Raw genomic sequence first — 19,653 nt, 5'->3', positions numbered from 1 at the left:
TCACACACTGCCTTCCGGAGGGCCGTCGAGGACCTGCATCGGGTCGTCGTACCGCTGGTGGACGTACGGGAGCAGGGCCCGGGCGCTGACCCGCTCGACGACCCGGCCCTTCTGGTCGGTGGTCTTCTCGCCGATGGTGATCTCCACGAGCCGGCGGACGGGCAGGTCGGCGACCGGGTCGAACATCGACTCGCGGAGCACGACGTCGCCCGTGACGCGCTCCAGCCTGCGGACCTTCTCGTTGCGGGTGCAGTGGACGAGGACCGGGTCCGACTCCAGGCCGGAGCCGTCGACCGCGGGGAGGAACTTGAAGTAGAAGTCGGTCTTCGTGGCCGGTTCGGGCAGCGGCAGCGGGCGGTCGACCGCCCCGCGGACCTCCACGAACGCGATGCCGTGCCGGGCGAGGGCGGCCCGGACGACGAGCCCGTCGCGCTCGACGGTGACCTCGCCCAGTTTCTTCGGTTCGCCGAAGACCTCGCGGCCGCCGGTCAGGGCGCGCTCGTGCGTCATCGGCATGACCAGCGGGTACCAGCCCTCGACCCCGTCGTGCCGGGCGGCGACGGCCACCGAGCCGGCGCCGAGCGGGTAGCCGGGCAGGTCCACCGTGCTGATGTTGGCCCGCACCAGGGGCCGGTCGCCCGGCTTGAGCGGCGGTGGCAGGACCGCCGCCACCACCTCCGGGTCCGTCTCCCAGACGGCCACCACACCCGTGGACCAGATGTCGGGAAGCCGGGCGCTCTTCTCGCGCGACGCCGCGATCTCGGCCTCGGTCCGTGCTCCGTACCGTACGCGTGCCATCTCTCGCACCACCCTTCGGTTCGGTTCTGTAACACAGTTACACCGCTACCGATGAAGGGTAAAGACCCGTGCACGCAACAGAACTGACGGAACGACAGATGGGTGGCCGGACATGGCCAGAAGCACGCTGACCCGCGCGGAGGTGCTGGACGCCGCCGCGCTGCTGGTCAGACAGGACGGCCCGGGGGCCCTCACCATGCGCAAGCTGGCCGCCGAACTGGGCACCGCCGTGACCTCGATCTACTGGCACGTCGGCAACCGCGAATCGCTGCTCGACGCCCTCGTCGAGCGGACCGTCGAGGAGATGGGCGCCCTCGCCCCGTCCGGCCGCACCCCCGCCGACCGCATCCTGTCGGTGGCCCGCATCCTGCGCCGCGAACTGCGCGAGCGGCCCCACCTGATCGCGATGGTCCACGAACGCGGCCTCACCGAGCGGATGTTCCTCCCCGCCCAACAGGCCCTCGTCCACGAGGTGCACGCCGCCGGACTGCGCGGCGCACGGGCGGCGGACGCGGTGCGCGCGATCCAGTTCCAGACGATCGGCTTCCTGCTCGTCGAGCGCAACCGCGAGCGCTCCCCCGCCCAGTCCCCCGCCGAGAACGAGCTCTGGGACCCGGCCGCGGCCCCCCACGACCCGGCGCTGGCCCGCGCCATGGCCCGCCCGGCGGACCCGGAGCGCCTGTTCGCCCTGTCCGTGCGCGCCCTCGTACGGTCGCTGCTGGAGCCCCGGGGGTAGGGCGTCGGCGGGGCGCGCCCGGCCGGGAGCCCGCCGGCCGGGCCGGGCCGAGGGCGCCCCGCGGTCGTCGGGGACACGGCTGTCGGCCGGGGCCGATATCCTCTGTGACCATGCTCGACGACCGTACGACCGCAGAGACGACCTGGCCGACCGCGTACCCACAGGGGTACGCGGTCGTCGACGTGGAGACCACCGGGCTCGCGCGCGACGACCGGATAGTGTCCGCCGCCGTCTACCGGCTCGACGCGCTGGGCAACGTCGAGGACCACTGGTACACCCTGGTCAACCCGCAGCGCGACCCGGGGCCGGTGTGGATCCACGGGCTGACGACCGACGTGCTGCGGGACGCTCCCCTCTTCGCGGACATCGCCGAGGAGTTCGCGGGCCGGCTCGCGGACCGGGTGCTGGTCGCGCACAACGCCATCTTCGACTGGCAGATGATCGCCCGGGAGTACGCGCGGGCCGCGGTGACCGCGCCGGTCCGTCAGCGGCTGTGCACCATCGCCCTGTCGAAGGAGCTGAACCTGCCGCTGCCCAACCACAAGCTGGAGTCGCTCGCCGCGCACTTCGGCGTGGTCCAGCAGCGCGCCCACCACGCCCTCGACGACGCCAGGGTGTTGGCCGAGGCCTTCCGGCCGTCGCTGCACGCGGCGGCCCGCGACGGGGTGCGGCTGCCGCTGCTGGAGTGCCGGCCGCTGACGGAGTGGTCGGACTCCCCGGTGACCCCGCGGGTGGGCCACCAGGCCGCGTATCGCGGCGGCGGGTGGCGCCCCTCGCGCAGGCGGCCGCCGTGCCCGCACCCCAACCCGGGGCGCTTCCAGGACGGCGAGCCGCTGAAGCAGGGCATGCGGATCGCCTTCTCCGGCGACACCTCGGTGGACCGCGAGCTGCTGGAGGACCGCGCCGTCGAGGCGGGCCTGCACATCGCGACGAGCGTGTCGCGGCTCACCAGCCTGCTCGTGACGAACGACCCGGACTCGGCGACCTCGAAGACCCTCAAGGCCAGGTCCTTCGGCACGCCGGTCGTGGACGAGGCGGCCTTCACCCAGCTGCTGCGGGACGTGGCCGCCGTCGAGGACTGAGCCCGGCCGCGTCGGCGCCGCGACGTCGGCCGGACCGCATGTCGGCCGGACCGCGTGGCGCCACCGCCGCGGACCTGCCTGCCCCGCTCCGGCCGCGTCGCGTTGCTCCGGCCGGGTGCAGGCGCGGCGACTCACCCCGGTGGATCTTGTTCCGGCCCCCGGCCGTGCGCAGCATTCGGCGCATGGCACGTTGTGAGGTCTGCGGAAACGATTACGGCATGTCCTTCGAGGTGCACGCGCAGGGCGCCGTGCACGTCTTCGACTGCTTCTCCTGCGCCATCCACCGCATGGCGCCCATCTGCGAGCACTGCCGGGTCCAGATCATCGGCCAGGGCGTCGACGTCGAGGGCCAGTGGTTCTGCGGGGCGCACTGCGCCCGCGCGGAGGGGAAGGTGGGCGTCGTCGACCGCGTCTGACCTCCGGCGCCCCGTCCCTTGCGACCCTCCCCACCAGCGTTCCGGCCCCGGACGGCCACCCGGCCGCCGGGGCCCCGTCGGCTGGGGGTACCGTCGTGGGCGTGTACCGCTTTGTACTGACCCGGCAGTGGGTGTGCCTCACCCTCGTGGCCCTCGCCCTCATCCCCGCGATGATCAAGCTGGGGTTCTGGCAGTACCACCGCCATGAGCACCGGGTCGCGCAGAACCAGCTCATCGAGACGAGCCTGCGGGCGAAGCCGCTGCCCGTCACCGACCTCACCTCCCCCGGCCACCGGGTCCCGCGCTCTGACTACTGGCGCGCGGTCACCGCCACCGGCACGTACGACACCGCGCACGAGGTGGTCGTCCGCATGCGCACCTCGCGCGACGACAAGGTCGGCTACCACGTGGTGACCCCGCTGGTCCTCGCCGACGGCCGGGTGGTCCTGGTCAACCGCGGCTGGGTGCCGAGCGACGGCAACGCGCGCGACTTCCCGCCCGTACCGGCCCCGCCGTCGGGCGAGGTGACCGTCACCGGCCGGCTGAAGGCCGACGAGACGAGCGGCGCCAGCGGCATCAAGGACCGCAAGGGGCTGCCGGACCGCCAGGTGATGCTGATCGACAGCGCCCGGCAGGCCGCGTACCTCGGCAAGCCGGTCCTCGGCGGCTACCTCGAACTCACCGGCCCGGCCCCCTCGGACGGCGGCCCCGAGATGATCGCCGAGCCGGACCACGACTCCATCGGCCCCCACATGGCGTACGCCGTCCAGTGGTGGCTGTTCGCCGCGGCGGTCCCGGTGGGCTGGGTGGTGCTCGTCCGGCGCGAGCGGCGCGACCGCGACGAGGCGGCGGCCCGATCCGTCGAACGGGAGCCGGTCAGCGCGTAGCGTGTCCGCATGGATCTTGGACTGAAGGACCGTGTCTACGTCGTCACCGGGGCCACGCGCGGCCTCGGCTTCGCCTCCGCCCGTGAACTGACCGCCGACGGCGCGAAGGTGGTCGTGACGGGCCGGGAGGAGGAGCGGGCGGCCGCGGCCGCCGCGTCGCTCGGCCAGAACGCCGTGGGCGTCGCCGCCGACAACGCCGACCCGGCCGCGGCCGGACGGCTCATCGCCACCGCGCGCGAGCGCTTCGGCCGCTTCGACGGCATCCTCATCAGCGTCGGCGGACCCGCCCCGGGCTCCGCCGCGGACAACACCGACGCACAGTGGTCGGCCGCGTTCGAGTCGGTGTTCCTGGGCGCCGTCCGCCTCGCCCGGGCGGCCGCCGCCGAACTGGGCGAGGGCGGGGTCATCGGCTTCGTCCTCTCGGGCTCGGTGCACGAGCCGATCCCGGGCCTGACCATCTCCAACGGCCTGCGCCCGGGCCTGGCGGGCTTCGCCAAGTCCCTCTCCCTGGAACTCGGCCCGCGCGGCATCCGCGTCGTGGGCCTGCTCCCGGCGCGCATCGACACCGACCGGGTCCGCGAGCTCGACGCGCTGTCCGGTGACGCGGCGGCCGCGCGGGCCGCGAACGAGTCCCGGATCCCGCTGCGGCGCTACGGCACCGCCGAGGAGTTCGGCCGTACGGCCGCCTTCCTGCTGTCTCCGGCCGCGTCCTACCTGACGGGCGTCATGCTCCCGGTCGACGGCGGCGCCCGGCACGGCTTCTGACCCGCCGCCGGCAACGCCCGCGAGCCGGGCCCGCCGGTGGGCGGGCCCGGCTCGCGGGCAGCGACGGCCACGGGACGGCCCGGGCCGGGACCACTTCGACCCCGGCCGCGGCCACGACGTCACGGACGGCCAGCCCTACTGGACGCGCTCCGCCCGGTGCGAGGTCACCTTCAGTCGGGCCTCCGCCGGCAGGTCCGGGAGCCCGGCCGAGGTGCGGGCGCGGTGCAGGACCGGGCCGGCGAGCGCGGCCAGCGCGTCCCCGGGCACGGCGTGCGGCTCCAGTTCGAGCGCGACGCGCAGGGCGGGGGCCCCGCGCTTGCCGCGGAGGGCGACCCGGCAGCGGGCGACGCCGTCCAGGGCGCCGGCCTCCGCGGCCACCGCCTCCTCCAGCGCGCGGCCGCGCAGCAGGGCGTAGGCCCCGTCGTCGGTCTCCACGGCCAGGGCCGGCAGGCGCGGGCTGCGCAGTTGGGCCAGCAGCCACCACAGCGCCAGCAGCACGCACACCGCGAGCGCGGCGGCCACGGCCCACCACTGCCAGCCGTCGGCGTCCCAGTACCGCCGCCGGGTGGCGGCGGTCAGCAGCGGCGCGTGCCGCCCGTGGAACGGCCACCATCCCGTCAGCACGGCGGCCCCTGCGGCCAGCAGGGCCAGCCCGAGCACCGCCAGGACGACCCGGTTCACGATCCCCAGCACCTGCCGCTCACCTCCCGACCCGTACGCGGGGCCGCGGCGGATGCGCCAGGCCCAGTTCTCCGATGCCGGCGGCGAGCACCTCGTCCAGGTCGGCCCGTACGTCGTCCAGCTCGCGGAAGTGCGAGGTGGCGCGCACCCCGACGCGCGAGCGGCCCACCTTGACCCGCACCGACCGCACCCCGGGCACCTCCATGGCCCGGTCGCGCAGCACCTGCGCGGCGTCCTTGCGGCCGAGCCCGGCCCGTACGCCCGCTTCCGGGTCGGGCGTGCGCATCGTCAGCACGCGGCGCAGCCCGGGGGTGAGGGCGATCAGCAGGAGCAGGGCCCCGAGGAGGGCCAGGACGGCGCCGCCGACGATCACGGCGGTGTCCGCGGGGGCGTGGCGCTCCAGTTGGCGCGCGAGGTCGCGGCGCCAGCCCATGCCGGGGCGGTGGGCCTTCACGGCGACCAGGTCGTAGAGCAGCAGGCCGGCCGCGCCCAGCACGACCAGGGCGGTGACGGCGGCCGGGATCCGCCGGGCGGAGCGGAAACGGGCCCCCGCGGCGGAGGCCCTCACCGCAGCCTCCGGTCCGAACCGGTAGTGAACCGGCCGTCCGCGGGGTGCAGCCGCTCGATCTCGACCGCCACCTCGGGCACGGTCATCGACGCGTACTCCTCGACCCGGCGGGCGACCTGGCGGCGTACGGCCGCGCACTGGGCGGCGAGGTCGGAGGGGTAGTCGAGCTCCAGGCTCACCCGGACCCGGGCGATGTCGTGGTGCACGGTGACGGTGGCGTGCGCGGCGGGGTCGCCGCCGGAGCGGCCGGCGGCCCCGGAGTTCCCGGGGCCGCCGGCCAGCGCCTCGCGCGCGGCCTGGGCGGCGATCTTGGCCACCACCCGGTCGGCGATGCGGGTGGCCCCCCGGTCCGCGGCGGACACGTCCGCCGGGCCGGGCGGCGTCGGCGTGGTCATCGCGGCCTCACCGGGTCCGGTCGTCGCGGCCGCGGCCCCGGGGGCGGAACAGGTCGCCCGGATCCAGGTCCCCGTCGAGGAACCGGCCCAGGACGAAGCCGATGGCACCGAGTGCGGCCACCAGCAGGAAGGCGCCGAAGCCGCCGAAGTACCCGGCGAATCCCAGTGCCATGCCGGCCAGCAGACCGACGACCGCCATGCTCATGCGGGCTCCTCTCGTCGAGGCGTGCGAGACGTGGGACGCGTGCCGTACGGGCTGCTGCGCGCCGTGCGGAACGGGGTGGGGTGGAGCGGAGGGAACGGGTCGGGCGGGTGGGGCGGCGGACCGGGCCGGCTAGTGGAGCCGGGACTCCGGTTCGTCGTCCTCCTCGTCGGGCAGCTTGACGTCGCTGACCGCGATGTTGACCTCGACGACCTCCAGACCGGTCATCCGCTCGACCGCCGAGATGACGTTCTCGCGGACCGCCCGGGCCACGTCGCGGATGGACACGCCGTAGTCGACGACGATCTCCAGGTCGAGGGCGGTTTGGACCTCCCCGACCTCGGCCTTCACCCCGCGGCTGACGGAGGCCTTCGTACCGCCCGGCACCCGGTCGCGCACGGCGCCGAAGGTGCGCGACAGGCCGCTGCCGCTGCCCATGGCGTGCACCCCGACCACCTCGCGCGCGGCGAGGCCGGCGATCTTCTCGACCACGCCGTCCGCGATGCTGGTGCGGCCCCGTTCGCCGGGGTCCTTGGCGAATTTCCCTGCTGCGGATTCGGTCATCGCCCGTCCTTCAGAGTGGGAGTCCTACGGTTGGCAGGCCGGGGGCACCGGGCGCGGAGTGCGCCCTGCGACCCCTCGACCACGGTAAGCGCGGACCGGCCACCCGGCGCGCCGGAGACGTCCGGTCGGTGGATCCGGCGTCGGGCTCCTGCCCTGTCCGGCCCCGGCCATGCCGTCCCCGGACACGTGACCGCCCCGCCCCCCGGACGGGGGACGGGGCGGGGCGGTGGGCGGCCGGGCCGGGGCTCCGGCGGCGGTCGGCCGACGGTCAGTCGGAGAGGCCCGCCAGATCGCGCAGCCGCCGGGCCTGGGCGGCCCGCTCGGCGGCGCGCTGGTCGTCGTAGGGGCGGGAGGCGGCGTCGCGCAGCAGGGACTTGGTCTCGATCACGGCGTCCCGCGGCGGGGCCAGCAGCGCGGTGGTGAGGTCCTGGACGGCCGCGTCGAGTTCACCGACGGGCACGACCAGGTTGGCCAGGCCGACGCGCTCGGCCTCTTCGGCGTGCACGGAGCGGCCGGTCGCGCAGATTTCGAGCGCGCGGGCGTAGCCGACGAGCGCGGTCAGGGGCTGGGTGCCCGCCAGGTCGGGGACCAGGCCCAGGCTGGTCTCGCGCATGGCGAACTGCACGTCGTCGGCGACGACGCGCAGGTCACACGCCAGAGCGAGCTGGAAGCCGGCGCCGATCGCGTGCCCCTGCACGGCGGCGACGGAGATGAGGTCGTTCCGCCGCCACCAGGTGAACGCCTCCTGGTACTCGGCGATGGTGGAGTCGAGCAGTTCGTCCGAACCGCGTGCCAGATCGAGGAAGGACGGCTCGCCCTCGAAGCCTTCGGGGGTGAACGCCTGCCGGTCGAGCCCTGCGGAGAAGGACTTGCCCTCGCCGCGCAGCACGACGACGCGGACGGTGCCCGGCAACGACCGTCCGGCCTCCGCCAGAGCCCGCCAGAGCGCAGGGGACTGGGCGTTTCGCTTGGCCGGATTGGTCAGTGTCACCGTGGCGACCGAATCGTCGACGGTGAGTCGTACGCCGTCCTTGTCGAGCAGAGCCATCTGTGTGCCTCCGGTGTGCGGTCGGCCGCGATCCCGGCCTAAGTGACTGCACAGTAACCACCCAGCCGACCGGAGGGCCGACCGGGGGGTCACCGAAGGAACCGCCGGCTCACTGGGAGCGTGAAACCGTTGGACTGTCGGAACCGATGGACCGGGGGGAATCAGGCCGTGGCGGCCTTCTTGCCGCGTGTCGCGCCACCGCGACCCCGCAGCAAGACCCCGGACTCACTGAGCATCCGGTGGACGAATCCGTAGGACCGGCCGGTCTCTTCGGCCAGCGCCCGGATACTCGCACCGGAGTCGTACTTCTTCTTCAGGTCTGCCGCGAGCTTGTCGCGCGCGGCGCCGGTCACCCGGCTGCCCTTCTTCAGAGTCTCGGCCACCCGTGCCTCCTCGTGGGAAGTGCGCTCTGGACTTCTCATGATCACCCCTCCCACGCTTCCTGGCCACCCATTCCGCAAGGTCGGTACGACGCCATTACCCCGGGTGTGGACGCGCAAGCAGAACGGAATCTTTTCATCCGTGGCATGACCTGCGTCACACTCCCCCGGCTCTTCCGGGAATCGCCAGGTCAGGGGCCGGATACCGGAAAGCGGAAGGCCCCGGCCGCACCCCGGAGAGGGTGCCGCCGGGGCCGCCGGACGACGCGGGGCGGTACGAGACCGTCTCACTCAGATGATGGATCACCCCTGAGCCGAATGATCCATAAGGAACTGGATCAGAAGCGGAACCGGAACCGGGGCCCGGTCAGGCGAGCGCCACCAGGTCCCGGTAGTCCGGTCCCCACAGGTCCTCGACGCCGTCCGGGAGCAGGATGATCCGCTCCGGCTCCAGGGCCTCGACCGCGCCCTCGTCGTGGGTGACGAGGATGACGGCGCCCTTGTACGTGCGCAGCGCGCCCAGGATCTCCTCGCGGCTGGCCGGGTCGAGGTTGTTCGTGGGCTCGTCGAGGAGCAGCACGTTCGCCGAGGAGACGACCAGCGTGGCCAGGGCCAGCCGGGTCTTCTCGCCGCCGGAGAGGACTCCGGCCGGCTTGTCCACGTCGTCGCCGGAGAACAGGAAGGAGCCCAGCGTCTTGCGGACGGCGACCAGGTCCAGGTCGGGCGCGGAGGACCGCATGTTCTCCAGGACCGTGCGCTCCGGGTCGAGGGTCTCGTGCTCCTGGGCGTAGTAGCCGAGCTTGAGGCCGTGCCCGGCCGTCACCACTCCGGTGTCCGGCTTCTCCGTGCCCGACAGCAGCCGCAGCAGGGTGGTCTTGCCGGCGCCGTTGAGGCCGAGGATGACCACGCGGGAGCCCTTGTCGATGGCCAGGTCGACGTCGGTGAAGATCTCCAGCGAGCCGTACGACTTGGAGAGGCCCTCGGCGGTCAGCGGGGTCTTGCCGCAGGGCGCCGGGTCGGGGAAGCGGAGCTTGGCGACCTTGTCGGAGACGCGGACGGCCTCCAGGCCGGCCAGCAGCCGGTCGGCGCGCTTGGCCATGTTCTGCGCGGCCACGGTCTTGGTGGCCTTGGCGCGCATCTTGTCGGCCTGCGAATTCAGGGCCGCGGCCTTCTTCTCGGCGTTCTGGCGCTCGCGCTTGCGGCGCTTCTCGTCGGCCTCGCGCTGCTGCTGGTAGAGCTTCCAGCCCATGTTGTAGACGTCGATCTGGGCGCGGTTGGCGTCCAGGTAGAAGACCTTGTTCACGACGGTCTCGACCAGGTCGACGTCGTGGGAGATCACGATGAAGCCGCCGCGGTAGTTCTTCAGGTAGTCCCGCAGCCACACGATCGAGTCGGCGTCGAGGTGGTTGGTGGGCTCGTCGAGGAGCAGGGTGTCCGCGTCGGAGAAGAGGATGCGGGCGAGCTCGACCCGGCGGCGCTGGCCGCCCGAGAGGGTGTGCAGCGGCTGGCCGAGCACCCGGTCGGGCAGGCCGAGGGCGGCCGAGATGGTCGCGGCCTCGGACTCGGCGGCGTACCCGCCCTTGGTGAGGAACTCGGTCTCCTGGCGCTCGTACTGGCGCAGCGCCTTCTCGCGGGTGGCGCCGGAGCCGGTGGAGATGCGCTCCTCGTTCATCCGCATCTTCTTGAGCAGGACGTCGAGGCCGCGGGCCGACAGGATGCGGTCGCGGGCCAGGACGTCGAGGTCGCCGGTGCGCGGGTCCTGCGGGAGGTAGCCGACCTCGCCGGAGCGGGCGATGGAGCCCGCGGCGGGCTGTCCTTCGCCGGCGAGGCACTTGGTGAGGGTGGTCTTGCCGGCTCCGTTGCGGCCGACGAGGCCGATGCGGTCGCCCTTGGCGACGCGGAAGGAGGCGGACTCGATGAGGACGCGGGCGCCGGCGCGCAGCTCGACGCCGGTGGCGGTGATCACGGAAATACTCCAGGGCGGTGGGGACGGCGGAAGGGGGGCAGGACGCGATGCTTCGACGCCGCTAATCCGCGAGGAGATTTGCCATGACAGACATTCTACCGGGGGTGCGCAACCACTTTCCGGGGCAGTGGAGGGCGGACCGTGCGCTCCGCGGTCCCCCGTTCGGCCCACGGACCGCACGGTGGGGCGCTGCGCGTACGAGGATGAACGGGTTGATACTCGCCGCAGGGGCGGCCACGCGGATTCGAGGGCGGTGCGGGATGCAGTTCGACGACGACGCCAATCTGGACACTTCCGAGGTCGACGACGTGCGCGGCAGCCGCATCCCCGGCGGGCGGGCCACGATCGGCGGCGGCATCGTCGGCCTCATCGCGCTGGTCGTGGGGCTGTTGTTCGGGGTGGGCCCGGAGCAGCTGGGGCTCTCCTCCGGCGATCAGCAGCCGGACCCGGCCGCGTCCTCGGTGAACCAGGTGCAGCAGGCCTGCCGGACGGGGCGGGACGCCAACGCCCGCGAGGACTGCCGGCTGGTCGCGGTCGTCAACAGCACCCAGGACTTCTGGAAGCAGGAGTTCGCCCGGCGCGGGGGCCAGTACAGCCCGGCGCAGACCGTGTTCTTCACCGGCCGGGTGGGCACCGCCTGCGGGACGGCGACCTCGGCGGTGGGCCCCTTCTACTGCCCCGCCGACCGGAAGGTCTACCTGGACCTGGGCTTCTTCAACGAGCTGCGGACGAAGTTCGGCGCGACGGGCGGCCCCTTCGCCCAGGCGTACGTGGTCGCCCACGAGTACGGGCACCACATCCAGAACCTGACCGGGACGCTCCAGCGGGCCCAGGACGGGCAGCAGGGGGCGAACAGCAACGCGGTGAAGGTGGAGCTCCAGGCGGACTGCTACGCCGGGGTGTGGGCGCACAACGCGACGCGGACCCCGGACGAGTCCACCGGCCGGCCGCTCATCACCAACCTCACCGAGCAGGACATCAGGGACGGCCTGGACGCGGCGGCCGCGGTCGGCGACGACCGCATCCAGGAGAAGTTCCAGGGCCGGGTGAGCCCGGAGTCGTGGACGCACGGCAGCGCCGAGCAGCGCCAGCAGTGGTTCTACCAGGGCTACCGGACGGGCGACATGGCCCAGTGCAACACCTTCCGCTGACGGGCGGCGGCCGCTGCCGTGCTGTGACGCGGGCCACGTGCGCGGCCGGCCCCACGCACGAGGAGAGGGAGTGATCGCCATGGCGGGCGTTGCGTCGATCTGCCCGGCCCTGCTCTACCGCGACGCGAAGGCGGCGGTGCGGCAGCTGACGGAGGCGTTCGGATTCACCCGGGTCGCCGTGTACGAGGGGGACGACGGCACGGTGGCGCACGCGGAGCTGTCCCACGGGAACGGCGTGGTGATGCTCGGCAGCGCGGGCCGGGGCGGGGCCTTCGCCACGGCCATGGCCGGCGCCGGCCCGGCCGCGGTCTACGTCGTGGTCGAGGACGTGGACGCGCACCACCGGCGGGCCGTCGAGCACGGGGTCGAGGTCCTGGTGCCCCCGACGGACCAGGACTACGGCTCCCGGGACTACCTGGCCCGGGACGCCGAGGGCAACCTCTGGAGCTTCGGCACGTACGCACCGCGGGTCTGAACCCCAGGGCGGGTACGGACCCGGGGCCTAGGACCCGCCGGTGTGGACCTGGAAGGCGGCCCGGCGGACCGCCTTGGCCAGGGCCGGGTCGGGGTGGGCCGCGGCCAGGGCCACCAGGACCTGCACGGTGCGCGGGTGGCCGACCGCGCGGACCTCGTCCAGCAGCCGGGGGACGGTGGTGCGCACGGCGGAGTCGAGGTGACGGGCCAGCAGGTCCGCCTCCCCGTGGTCGGCGATGGCCGCCGCGGTGTCGACCCAGAGCCAGGTCGACTCCTCGCGGGTCAGCACGTCCTGCGCCTCGTCGGGGTCCACACCGTCGTGCACGGCCAGCCAGAGCAGGGCGTACGGGCGCAGGGCCGGTTCGCGGACGGCGGCGCGCACCTCGGGCTCGGCGGGTGCGCCGACCACGCGCAGCGCCTCGAAGGCGAGGCCGCGCAGCAGGGCGTCCTCGCCCCGGGCGGCGTGCAGGAGCTCGGCGACGGCGTGGCCGACGGGCCGGGCTGCCAGCCAGGCCTGGTACTCGGCGCGGGCCGGGCCGGGGGTGAGCCGGGCGCAGCCGTGCAGCATGGCGGCGGCGGACTGCTCGATGTTGCCGGCGGTGCTCTGCGCGGCCACGCAGATCTGCTCCAGCTTGACCCAGACGGCCCAGCTCCCGAGCGGGGTGAGGGCGGCCCGGGCGGGGCCGAGGGTGACGGCGTCCACGGCGGCGAGTCCGCCGAGCGCCCAGCGCAGCAGCCGGGCGAGGGCGGGGCGCGTCTCGGCTACGGCGCCGGGCTCCGGCGGTCCGGCCGGAGCCGGGGCGCCGGGTGCGTCCGGGTCGGCCGCGTCCGCGCGGTCCGCGGCGCTCTCGCCGTCGTAGGAGGGGACCTCGCACCGCTCGTCGCGCAGTTCGGCGACGCGCTGCCCGAGCAGGTCGAGCAGGTCGGGGACGGTCACCGGTCCGGCGGACAGCTGGAGCAGGGACAGCAGCTGGGGCATCGCCTCGACGACCTCGGCGACGGCCGCGGGGGCGATGTCGGCGGGGGCCGGGTGGACCAGCGACCAGGCGTCGAAGAGGGCGACCCAGCCGCGCAGGACGGCGGTGTCGTCGCGGTCCCAGGCGCGCAGCCGCCAGCCGGGCCGGGCGTGGCCCCCGTGCACCTCGACGAGGCCGGCGAGCCGGGCGCGGTCCCAGCCGACCCGGATCTGGCCGTGGGTCAGGCCCAGCTCTCCGGCGGCGCGTTCGACGTCGGAGGCCGGCAGGGCGCCCGCGGTCGCGGGCCGGCCGCCGTCGCCGGCTCCGAGGTTCAGCTCGGCCCAGCGGGTCAGGCGTACGGCGTCGACGAGCGAGGCCCGGGCCCGGTTCGCGAGGTCCGCCGTCGCGGGCGTGCCCGCCGGCGGCCGCGGGGTGGTTCTGGTCCGCCGGTCGGTCACCGCCTTGCGGGCCGTGGCCACGGAGCGCGGGGAGACGAGTCGGAGTCTGGAGTCGCGAGCCAACTGCTCATCAGGCTTTCGGGACGTCACGGAAGCAGTCTCGCCCGTCACTGGCCGAAAGCCCAAACGGAACGGTCGGTTACTGCCCGCGAAGCTTGGTACAGACCAGGACAAGCCGCCCTTCGCGCCCCTACCGCCACACGGCCTTCACATCGGTCTTCACATCAGCGGGACCAGGAACCGCCGCAGGATCTCCTCGTATCCGGCCGGGTCCGCGTTCCACATCGCCCCGTGTCCGGCCCCGCGGACGGGGTGCAGCGTGATCAGGTCGGGGCGGGCCGCGGCCAGCCGCCGGGAGGGGCCCCACGGGGCGAGCGTGTCGTCGGGGCCGTGGAAGAGCAGCACCGGCACGCGCAGCGCGCGGGGGTCGGCGCCCGGGGGCGGCCGGTCGGCGCGCAGTCCGGCCCGGCCCTCCGCGGCGCGCACCGCCAGCGGCAGCACGGCGGCCGGGGCGTGCCGGGCGGCGGCGAGGGCGCGCAGGGTGGCGTGCCAGTCGAGCACGGGGGAATCCAGCACCAGGCCGGAGACCCGGTCGGCCAGCGCCGAGCGCTCGACGGCGCGCAGGGCCATGGCTGCGCCGGTGGACCAGCCGTACAGGACGACGCGCCGGGCGCCGTGGCGCAGGGCGTAGCGGAGGGCGGCGTCGAGGTCGCGCCACTCCGACTCGCCGAGGTGGCCGAGGCCGTCGGGGGAGGCGGGGGCGCCCAGGTCGCCGCGGTAGGCCAGGTCGAGGACGGGGAACCGGTGGCGGTGGAGGAAGGGCAGCACCACCATCGGGTGCTCGCGGCTGCCGCCGAGCCCGTGCGCGGTGATCACCCAGGTGTCGCGGTGGCCGGGCACGAACCAGGCGGGCAGCGGACCGAGCTCCCCGGGGACGTCCACGTCGGCGTGGTCGAGCCCGAGCGCGGTGCGCGGGTTGCCCAGGTGCACCTGCGGGGTGAGGGTGACGCGGGTCCCGGGGTCGAGGCTGCCGTGGGTGACGGCGAGGAGCCGGCGCACGACGGTGTCGGGGCGGTGCGGGGCGTCCGGCAGGACGGCCCCGACGACGGCGTGCACCCCGGGGGCGTCCAGGCCGTAGGTGCCGGGGCGCAGGGAGCCGAGCGAGCGGGTCAGCGTGACCAGCCCGTCGCCGGCCGAGTGGACGTGGAAGCGGGGCGCGCCGGGCAGCGGGCGCCCCGGTCGGGGGCGCAGTGCGGCGTCGGCGGCGTACCGGCCGACCGCGACCGCGGCCGCGCCGGCGCCCAAGAGGCTGGTGGTGACGGCCGCTGCCGTCGCTGTGGCGGTACGCACGGCTCCAGTGTCGGGGCGCGGCATCCGGCGGGCCACCGGAGGCGACCGTTCCGCAGCCCGCGGCAGCGGGCCGCGCGGCGGGGTCCGACCGGGGCCGGCGACGGCGGCGCGGGGCGTGATCTGGGTCTCGTCCGGGCACCGGTCGCCCCCTCCGAACGGAGGGAGGCGTTCCGCCGGATGGGTCGTGCACCCGGCTTTGACGTGCATCAATCGACCCATCCACGGCAGTATCGGGAGGAACGACCCGATCGGGTGGCGGACCAGTACACCGGTCGGCCCGCGCCAGTTCACCTTCCGTTCATTCAGGTTGCCTACGGTCGCCGAGCCACTGACGTCAAACAGAAGCCTGGGTAAATGGAGCACATAACGCTTCTCCTCGGGATCGTGATCATCACCGCTCTCGTGTTCGACTTCACGAACGGTTTTCACGACACGGCCAACGCGATGGCCACCACCATCTCGACCGGCGCCCTCAAGCCCAAGACGGCGGTGGCCATGTCCGCCGTGCTCAACCTCGTCGGCGCCTTCATGTCCGTGGAGGTCGCCAAGACGATCTCCAAGGGACTGGTCAACGAAGAGGGCATCCAGCCGGAAGTGATCTTCGCCGCCCTGGTGGGCGCGATCCTCTGGAACCTGGTCACCTGGCTGGTCGGACTGCCGTCGAGCTCCTCCCACGCGCTGATGGGCGGCCTGATCGGCGCCGCGGTCGCCTCGGCCGGCATGGGCGCGGTCAACGGCAGCGTCGTCCTCACCAAGGTGCTCATCCCCGCCATAGCCGCGCCGCTGGTGGCCGGTGCGGCCGCGCTGCTGGCCGCCAAGGTCACCTACAAGCTCGGTGACAAGGTCGGCGAGAAGACCTCCGCGAAGGGCTACCGCGCCGGCCAGATCGCCTCGGCCGGCCTCGTCTCCCTCGCGCACGGCACCAACGACGCGCAGAAGACGATGGGCATCATCACCCTGGCGCTCGTCGCCGGCAACGCCCTGCCGGCCGGCGCCAACCCGCCGGTCTGGGTCATCGTCTCCGCCGGCCTGGCCATCGCGATGGGCACCTACCTGGGCGGCTGGCGCATCATCCGCACCATGGGCAAGGGCCTGACCGACCTGCAGCCGCAGCAGGGCTTCGCCGCCCAGACCTCGGCCGCCAGCGTCATCCTGGCCTCCTCCACCCTCGGCTTCTCCCTCTCCACCACCCACGCGTGCTCCGGCGCGGTCATGGGTGCCGGTCTGGGGCGCAAGGGCGGCGTGGTCCGCTGGTCCACCGCCACCCGCATGTTCGTCGCCTGGGGCCTGACCCTGCCGGCCGCCGCGCTGGTCGCCTCCCTCGCGGAGCTGGTCATGCGCACCGGTGACGTCGGCATCGCCGCCGTCACGGTCTTCCTGATCGGCTCCTGCCTGGCGATCTGGCTCATCTCCCGCCGCCAGGTCGTCGACCACCACAACGTCAACGAGGTGGAGCCGGCCGGCGCCGAGGACCCGGGCGTGGTCACCACGGCCATGGCCGCCGTCGCCGTCCCGCCGACCGCGTCCGCCGCGGCCGGTACGGCCGACGCCGTGACGGACGAGGACCTCCGGGCCACCATCCCGGCCGCGACGACGACCCCGGCGGCCCCGGCCGCCGCGGTCTGACCGAGACACGCAGAGGAACGGCAGCATGCAGATCGACTGGGAAGCACTCGGCTCCGTCTTCGGGGTCAGCCTCTCCGCCACCGTCGCCCTCGTGGCCCTGTTCACCCTGGGCCTGGTGGGCCTGTCCAAGCACGAGGCCGCCACCGAGCAGGGCGGCTCCGCCGCCCTGGCCCGCACCGGCGCGTACGCCTGCTTCGCGCTCGTCACCGCGGCCGTGGGCTACGGGATCTACCTGATCGTCGCCTGAGGCACCGCACCCACCCGCGCGAAGGCTCCCCCCGGGAAACCCGGGGGGAGCCTTCGCATACGCCCGGCCGGGCCCGCGGCACCCCGTCGCGGCGTCCCCGCAGGTCAACAGCGAGTTGACGGGCGTTCTCGGCCCGTGGTGGACTGCCCGAGCCAATACGGCGGCATGGAGAGGAAGTCCGGTGCGATTCCGGCGCGGTCCCGCCACTGTCACCGGGGCACTCGGCCGAGTGCGCCCCGGGAGCCAGGAACTCTCGCCGCCGGACCCGTCGAACCAGGGCGCGGACCCTGAGTGAGGACCTACCTGCCACCATGCGTGCCGATCGCGTCTTCGCGTACGGCGCCGCGGCCGGCCTGATCGGCGACCGGATCCTCGGTGATCCGCGCCGCGGGCACCCCGTGGCCGCCTTCGGACGGGCCGCCGCCGCCGTCGAACGCGCCCTGTGGCGCGACGACCGGGCCCGGGGGGTCCTGCACGCCCTGGTGTGCGCCGGGGGCGCGACCGCCGTCGGCGTGCTGGCCTCCCGCGCCGTGCGCTCCCGGCCCGCCGCGGCCCGGATCGCCCTGACCGCCGCGGCCACCTGGGCCGTGGTCGGCGGCACCTCGCTCGGCCGCGAGGCCCGCGCCATCGGCGGTTCGCTGGCCGCGGGGGACATCGCGGCGGCCCGCGCGCGCCTCCCCCACCTGTGCGGGCGCGACCCGCAGGCCCTGGACGGGCAGCAGCTGGCCCGCGCCGTCGTGGAGTCGGTCGCCGAGAACACCTCCGACGCGGTGGTCGGCGCGCTGGTGTGGGGCGCCGTCGCCGGCGTCCCGGGCCTGCTGGCCTTCCGCGCCGTGAACACCCTGGACGCGATGGTCGGCCACAAGTCCCCCCGCCACCTGCGCTACGGCTGGGCCTGCGCCCGGCTCGACGACGTGGCGGGCTGGCCGGGGGCCCGGCTGACCGCGCTGGCGGCCGTCGCGGCCGGCCCCGACCGGCGGGGAGCCGTACGGGCCTGGCGCGCGGACGCGGCCGGCCACCCGAGCCCCAACGCCGGCCCCGTGGAGGCCTCCTTCGCGGGGGCGCTCGGCGTGCGGCTCGGCGGCACCCTGGCCTACGGCGGCCGGGTGGAGCACCGGGCCGTGCTCAACGGGGCCACCGGCCGGCCGGTGGAGATATCCGACATCGAGCGGGCGGTCCGGCTGTCGCGCACGGTCACCTGGCTGGCGCTGGGGGCCTGCGCGGCGGCCCGGACGCTCGTCTCCCGTACGACGAAGAGGGGGCGGCGCGGATGAGCGGCGCGAGGCGCGGGGGCGGACTGCTGGTCGCGGGGACCACGTCGGACGCGGGCAAGAGCGTGGTCACGGCGGGCATCTGCCGCTGGCTGGCCCGCAGCGGGGTGAAGGTGGCGCCGTTCAAGGCGCAGAACATGTCGCTGAACTCCTTCGTCACCCGCGAGGGCGCCGAGATCGGGCGGGCCCAGGCGATGCAGGCGCAGGCCGCGCGCGTGGAGCCGACCGCCCTGATGAACCCGGTGCTGCTGAAGCCGGGCGGCGACCAGAGCAGCCAGGTGGTGCTGCTGGGCAGGCCGGTGGGCGAGATGAGCGCCCGCGGCTTCTTCGGCACCCCGGGCCCGCCCGGCGCCGTCGCCGCCGACGGGTCGCCGTCCCCCGCGCGGGCGCTGTACGGCGGCGGCCGGGAGCGGTTGCTCGGCGTCGTGACGGACTGCCTGGAGCAGCTGCGCGGCAGCTACGACGCGGTGATCTGCGAGGGGGCCGGCAGCCCGGCCGAGATCAACCTGCGCCGCACGGACATCGTGAACATGGGGATCGCGCGGGCGGCCCGCTTCCCGGTGGTGGTGGTCGGCGACATCGACCGGGGCGGGGTCTTCGCCTCCTTCTTCGGGACGACGGCGCTGCTGTCGCCGCAGGACCAGTCGCTGATCGCCGGATACCTGGTCAACAAGTTCCGCGGCGACGTGTCGCTGCTGGAGCCGGGCCTGGAGATGCTGCGCGGCCTCACCGGCCGCGCGACCTACGGAGTGCTGCCCTTCCGGCACGGCCTGGGCATCGACGAGGAGGACGGCCTGCGGGTCTCGCTGCGCGGCGCGGTGCGCGAGTCGGTGGTGGCCCCGCCGGTGGGCGAGGACGTGCTGCGGGTCGCGGTGTGCGCGGTCCCGCTGATGTCGAACTTCACGGACGTGGACGCGCTCGCGGCGGAGCCGGGGGTCGTGGTGCGGTTCGTGGACCGGGCCGAGGAGCTGGCCGACGCCGACCTGGTCGTCGTGCCGGGCACGCGCGGGACGGTGAAGGCCCTCGGCTGGCTGCGGGAGCGCGGGCTCGCCGACGCGCTCGCGCGCCGGGCCGCCGAGGGGCGGCCGGTGCTGGGCATCTGCGGCGGGTTCCAGGCGCTCGGCGAGCACATCGAGGACGAGGTCGAATCGCGGGCCGGCGCCGTGGACGGGCTGGGGCTGCTGCCCGTACGGGTGCGCTTCGCGCGCGAGAAGACCCTGGCCCGGCCGGTGGGTTCGGCGCTCGGCGAGCCGGTCGAGGGCTACGAGATCCACCACGGCGTGGCCGAGGTGCTGGGCGGCGAACCGTTCCTGGACGGCTGCCGGGTCGGGTCGGTGTGGGGCACCCACTGGCACGGCTCGCTGGAGTCGGACGGCTTCCGGCGGGCGTTCCTGCGCGAGGTGGCCGCGGCCGCGGGCCGGCGGTTCGTCCCCGCCGCCGACACCTCGTTCGGCGTCCTGCGCGAGGAGCAGCTCGACCTGCTCGGCGACCTGATCGAGGAGCACGCCGACACCGCGGCCCTGCTGCGGCTGATCGAGGACGGGCCCGCGGCCGGGCTGCCGTTCCTGCCGCCGGGCGCTCCGTGAGGGGCCCGGCGGCCCCGACGAACCCCACGAACCCCACGAACCCCAC

Annotated in this window: 22 protein-coding genes and 1 riboswitch; of the genes, 11 read left to right on the top strand and 11 right to left on the bottom strand. The window is 74.6% G+C overall.

Going from position 1 to position 19,653, the window contains the following annotated elements; all coding sequences use genetic code 11:
* Positions 1–798, bottom strand: coding sequence for an acetoacetate decarboxylase family protein (locus CP968_RS25355; protein ID WP_150520198.1), 798 nt, complete (start codon positions 796–798; stop codon positions 1–3).
* Positions 799–910: 112 nt separating this feature from the next.
* Here CP968_RS25355 and CP968_RS25350 point away from each other — a divergent pair, with 112 nt between their 5' ends.
* The 5 genes from CP968_RS25350 to CP968_RS25330 all read left to right on the top strand — a co-directional run bounded on the left by CP968_RS25350 (position 911) and on the right by CP968_RS25330 (position 4,684).
* Positions 911–1,534 (top strand): TetR/AcrR family transcriptional regulator, encoded by a 624-nt coding sequence (locus CP968_RS25350; RefSeq protein WP_150520197.1) that lies wholly within the window; start codon positions 911–913, stop codon positions 1,532–1,534.
* Between the two features lie 104 nt (positions 1,535–1,638).
* Positions 1,639–2,616, top strand: a complete 978-nt coding sequence (locus tag CP968_RS25345; RefSeq protein WP_150520196.1) for a DEDDh family exonuclease — start codon at positions 1,639–1,641, stop codon at positions 2,614–2,616.
* A 182-nt stretch (positions 2,617–2,798) separates the two neighbouring features.
* The gene (locus CP968_RS25340) at positions 2,799–3,032 is read left to right on the top strand and encodes a hypothetical protein (protein WP_150520195.1); all 234 of its coding nucleotides are present in this window, start codon (positions 2,799–2,801) and stop codon (positions 3,030–3,032) included.
* Between the two features lie 101 nt (positions 3,033–3,133).
* Positions 3,134–3,919 carry an SURF1 family cytochrome oxidase biogenesis protein gene (locus CP968_RS25335; protein ID WP_150520194.1) on the top strand — a complete coding sequence of 262 codons (786 nt, stop codon included), beginning with the start codon at positions 3,134–3,136 and terminating at the stop codon, positions 3,917–3,919.
* 9 nt (positions 3,920–3,928) lie between these two features.
* Positions 3,929–4,684 carry an SDR family oxidoreductase gene (locus tag CP968_RS25330; protein ID WP_150520193.1) on the top strand — a complete coding sequence of 252 codons (756 nt, stop codon included), beginning with the start codon at positions 3,929–3,931 and terminating at the stop codon, positions 4,682–4,684.
* Positions 4,685–4,819: 135 nt separating this feature from the next.
* On the opposite strand, the gene amaP is transcribed toward CP968_RS25330, so the two are convergent.
* The 8 genes from amaP to CP968_RS25290 form a co-directional block, all read right to left on the bottom strand.
* Positions 4,820–5,377: an alkaline shock response membrane anchor protein AmaP gene (gene amaP / locus CP968_RS25325; protein ID WP_150520192.1), complete on the bottom strand. Its 558-nt coding sequence runs from the start codon at positions 5,375–5,377 to the stop codon at positions 4,820–4,822.
* A 7-nt stretch (positions 5,378–5,384) separates the two neighbouring features.
* The gene (locus CP968_RS25320) at positions 5,385–5,933 is read right to left on the bottom strand and encodes a DUF6286 domain-containing protein (RefSeq protein ID WP_150520191.1); all 549 of its coding nucleotides are present in this window, start codon (positions 5,931–5,933) and stop codon (positions 5,385–5,387) included.
* Positions 5,930–6,328: an Asp23/Gls24 family envelope stress response protein gene (locus CP968_RS25315; protein WP_150520190.1), complete on the bottom strand. Its 399-nt coding sequence runs from the start codon at positions 6,326–6,328 to the stop codon at positions 5,930–5,932. The genes CP968_RS25320 and CP968_RS25315 overlap by 4 nt, the downstream gene beginning before the upstream one ends.
* Positions 6,329–6,335: 7 nt before the next feature.
* On the bottom strand, positions 6,336–6,533 hold the full coding sequence (locus CP968_RS25310) for a hypothetical protein (protein WP_150520189.1): 198 nt from the start codon (positions 6,531–6,533) through the stop codon (positions 6,336–6,338).
* 129 nt (positions 6,534–6,662) lie between these two features.
* Positions 6,663–7,094, bottom strand: coding sequence for an Asp23/Gls24 family envelope stress response protein (locus tag CP968_RS25305; protein WP_150520188.1), 432 nt, complete (start codon positions 7,092–7,094; stop codon positions 6,663–6,665).
* A gap of 268 nt (positions 7,095–7,362) precedes the next feature.
* Positions 7,363–8,142 carry an enoyl-CoA hydratase/isomerase family protein gene (locus CP968_RS25300; protein ID WP_150520187.1) on the bottom strand — a complete coding sequence of 260 codons (780 nt, stop codon included), beginning with the start codon at positions 8,140–8,142 and terminating at the stop codon, positions 7,363–7,365.
* A 161-nt stretch (positions 8,143–8,303) separates the two neighbouring features.
* Entirely contained in the window at positions 8,304–8,525 is a 222-nt protein-coding gene (locus CP968_RS25295; protein WP_189828965.1) for a helix-turn-helix domain-containing protein, read from the bottom strand.
* A 364-nt stretch (positions 8,526–8,889) separates the two neighbouring features.
* Positions 8,890–10,488, bottom strand: a complete 1,599-nt coding sequence (locus tag CP968_RS25290; RefSeq protein ID WP_150520185.1) for an ABC-F family ATP-binding cassette domain-containing protein — start codon at positions 10,486–10,488, stop codon at positions 8,890–8,892.
* Between the two features lie 260 nt (positions 10,489–10,748).
* Between CP968_RS25290 and ypfJ the strand changes: the two genes are divergently transcribed.
* Positions 10,749–11,639, top strand: coding sequence for a KPN_02809 family neutral zinc metallopeptidase (gene ypfJ, locus CP968_RS25285; RefSeq protein WP_150520184.1), 891 nt, complete (start codon positions 10,749–10,751; stop codon positions 11,637–11,639).
* 79 nt (positions 11,640–11,718) lie between these two features.
* Positions 11,719–12,114, top strand: coding sequence for a VOC family protein (locus CP968_RS25280; protein ID WP_150520183.1), 396 nt, complete (start codon positions 11,719–11,721; stop codon positions 12,112–12,114).
* A 27-nt stretch (positions 12,115–12,141) separates the two neighbouring features.
* On the opposite strand, the gene CP968_RS25275 is transcribed toward CP968_RS25280, so the two are convergent.
* Together CP968_RS25275 and CP968_RS25270 are read right to left on the bottom strand one after the other, a co-directional pair.
* The gene (locus CP968_RS25275) at positions 12,142–13,617 is read right to left on the bottom strand and encodes a hypothetical protein (protein WP_373304091.1); all 1,476 of its coding nucleotides are present in this window, start codon (positions 13,615–13,617) and stop codon (positions 12,142–12,144) included.
* A gap of 129 nt (positions 13,618–13,746) precedes the next feature.
* Positions 13,747–14,877, bottom strand: a complete 1,131-nt coding sequence (locus CP968_RS25270) for an alpha/beta hydrolase family protein (RefSeq protein ID WP_150520182.1) — start codon at positions 14,875–14,877, stop codon at positions 13,747–13,749.
* Positions 14,878–15,231: 354 nt separating this feature from the next.
* On the opposite strand from CP968_RS25270, the gene CP968_RS25265 reads away from it, so the two are divergent.
* The 4 genes from CP968_RS25265 (at position 15,232) to CP968_RS25250 (ending at position 19,607) form a co-directional block, all read left to right on the top strand.
* Positions 15,232–16,503 carry an inorganic phosphate transporter gene (locus CP968_RS25265; RefSeq protein ID WP_150520181.1) on the top strand — a complete coding sequence of 424 codons (1,272 nt, stop codon included), beginning with the start codon at positions 15,232–15,234 and terminating at the stop codon, positions 16,501–16,503.
* Between the two features lie 25 nt (positions 16,504–16,528).
* On the top strand, positions 16,529–16,750 hold the full coding sequence (locus tag CP968_RS25260) for a hypothetical protein (protein WP_150520180.1): 222 nt from the start codon (positions 16,529–16,531) through the stop codon (positions 16,748–16,750).
* A 170-nt stretch (positions 16,751–16,920) separates the two neighbouring features.
* Positions 16,921–17,003, top strand: a riboswitch (cobalamin riboswitch).
* A gap of 58 nt (positions 17,004–17,061) precedes the next feature.
* A complete protein-coding gene (locus tag CP968_RS25255) occupies positions 17,062–18,024 on the top strand; it encodes a cobalamin biosynthesis protein (RefSeq protein ID WP_150520179.1) in 963 nt (320 codons plus the stop codon).
* A complete protein-coding gene (locus tag CP968_RS25250) occupies positions 18,021–19,607 on the top strand; it encodes a cobyric acid synthase (RefSeq protein ID WP_150520178.1) in 1,587 nt (528 codons plus the stop codon). The genes CP968_RS25255 and CP968_RS25250 overlap by 4 nt, the downstream gene beginning before the upstream one ends.
* Positions 19,608–19,653: the final 46 nt, after the last annotated feature.

Source organism: Streptomyces subrutilus, from assembly GCF_008704535.1.
Lineage (GTDB): Bacteria > Actinomycetota > Actinomycetes > Streptomycetales > Streptomycetaceae > Streptomyces > Streptomyces subrutilus.
Note: the sequence above shows the minus strand (reverse complement) of the source record. Positions and strands in the feature narration are given on the sequence as shown.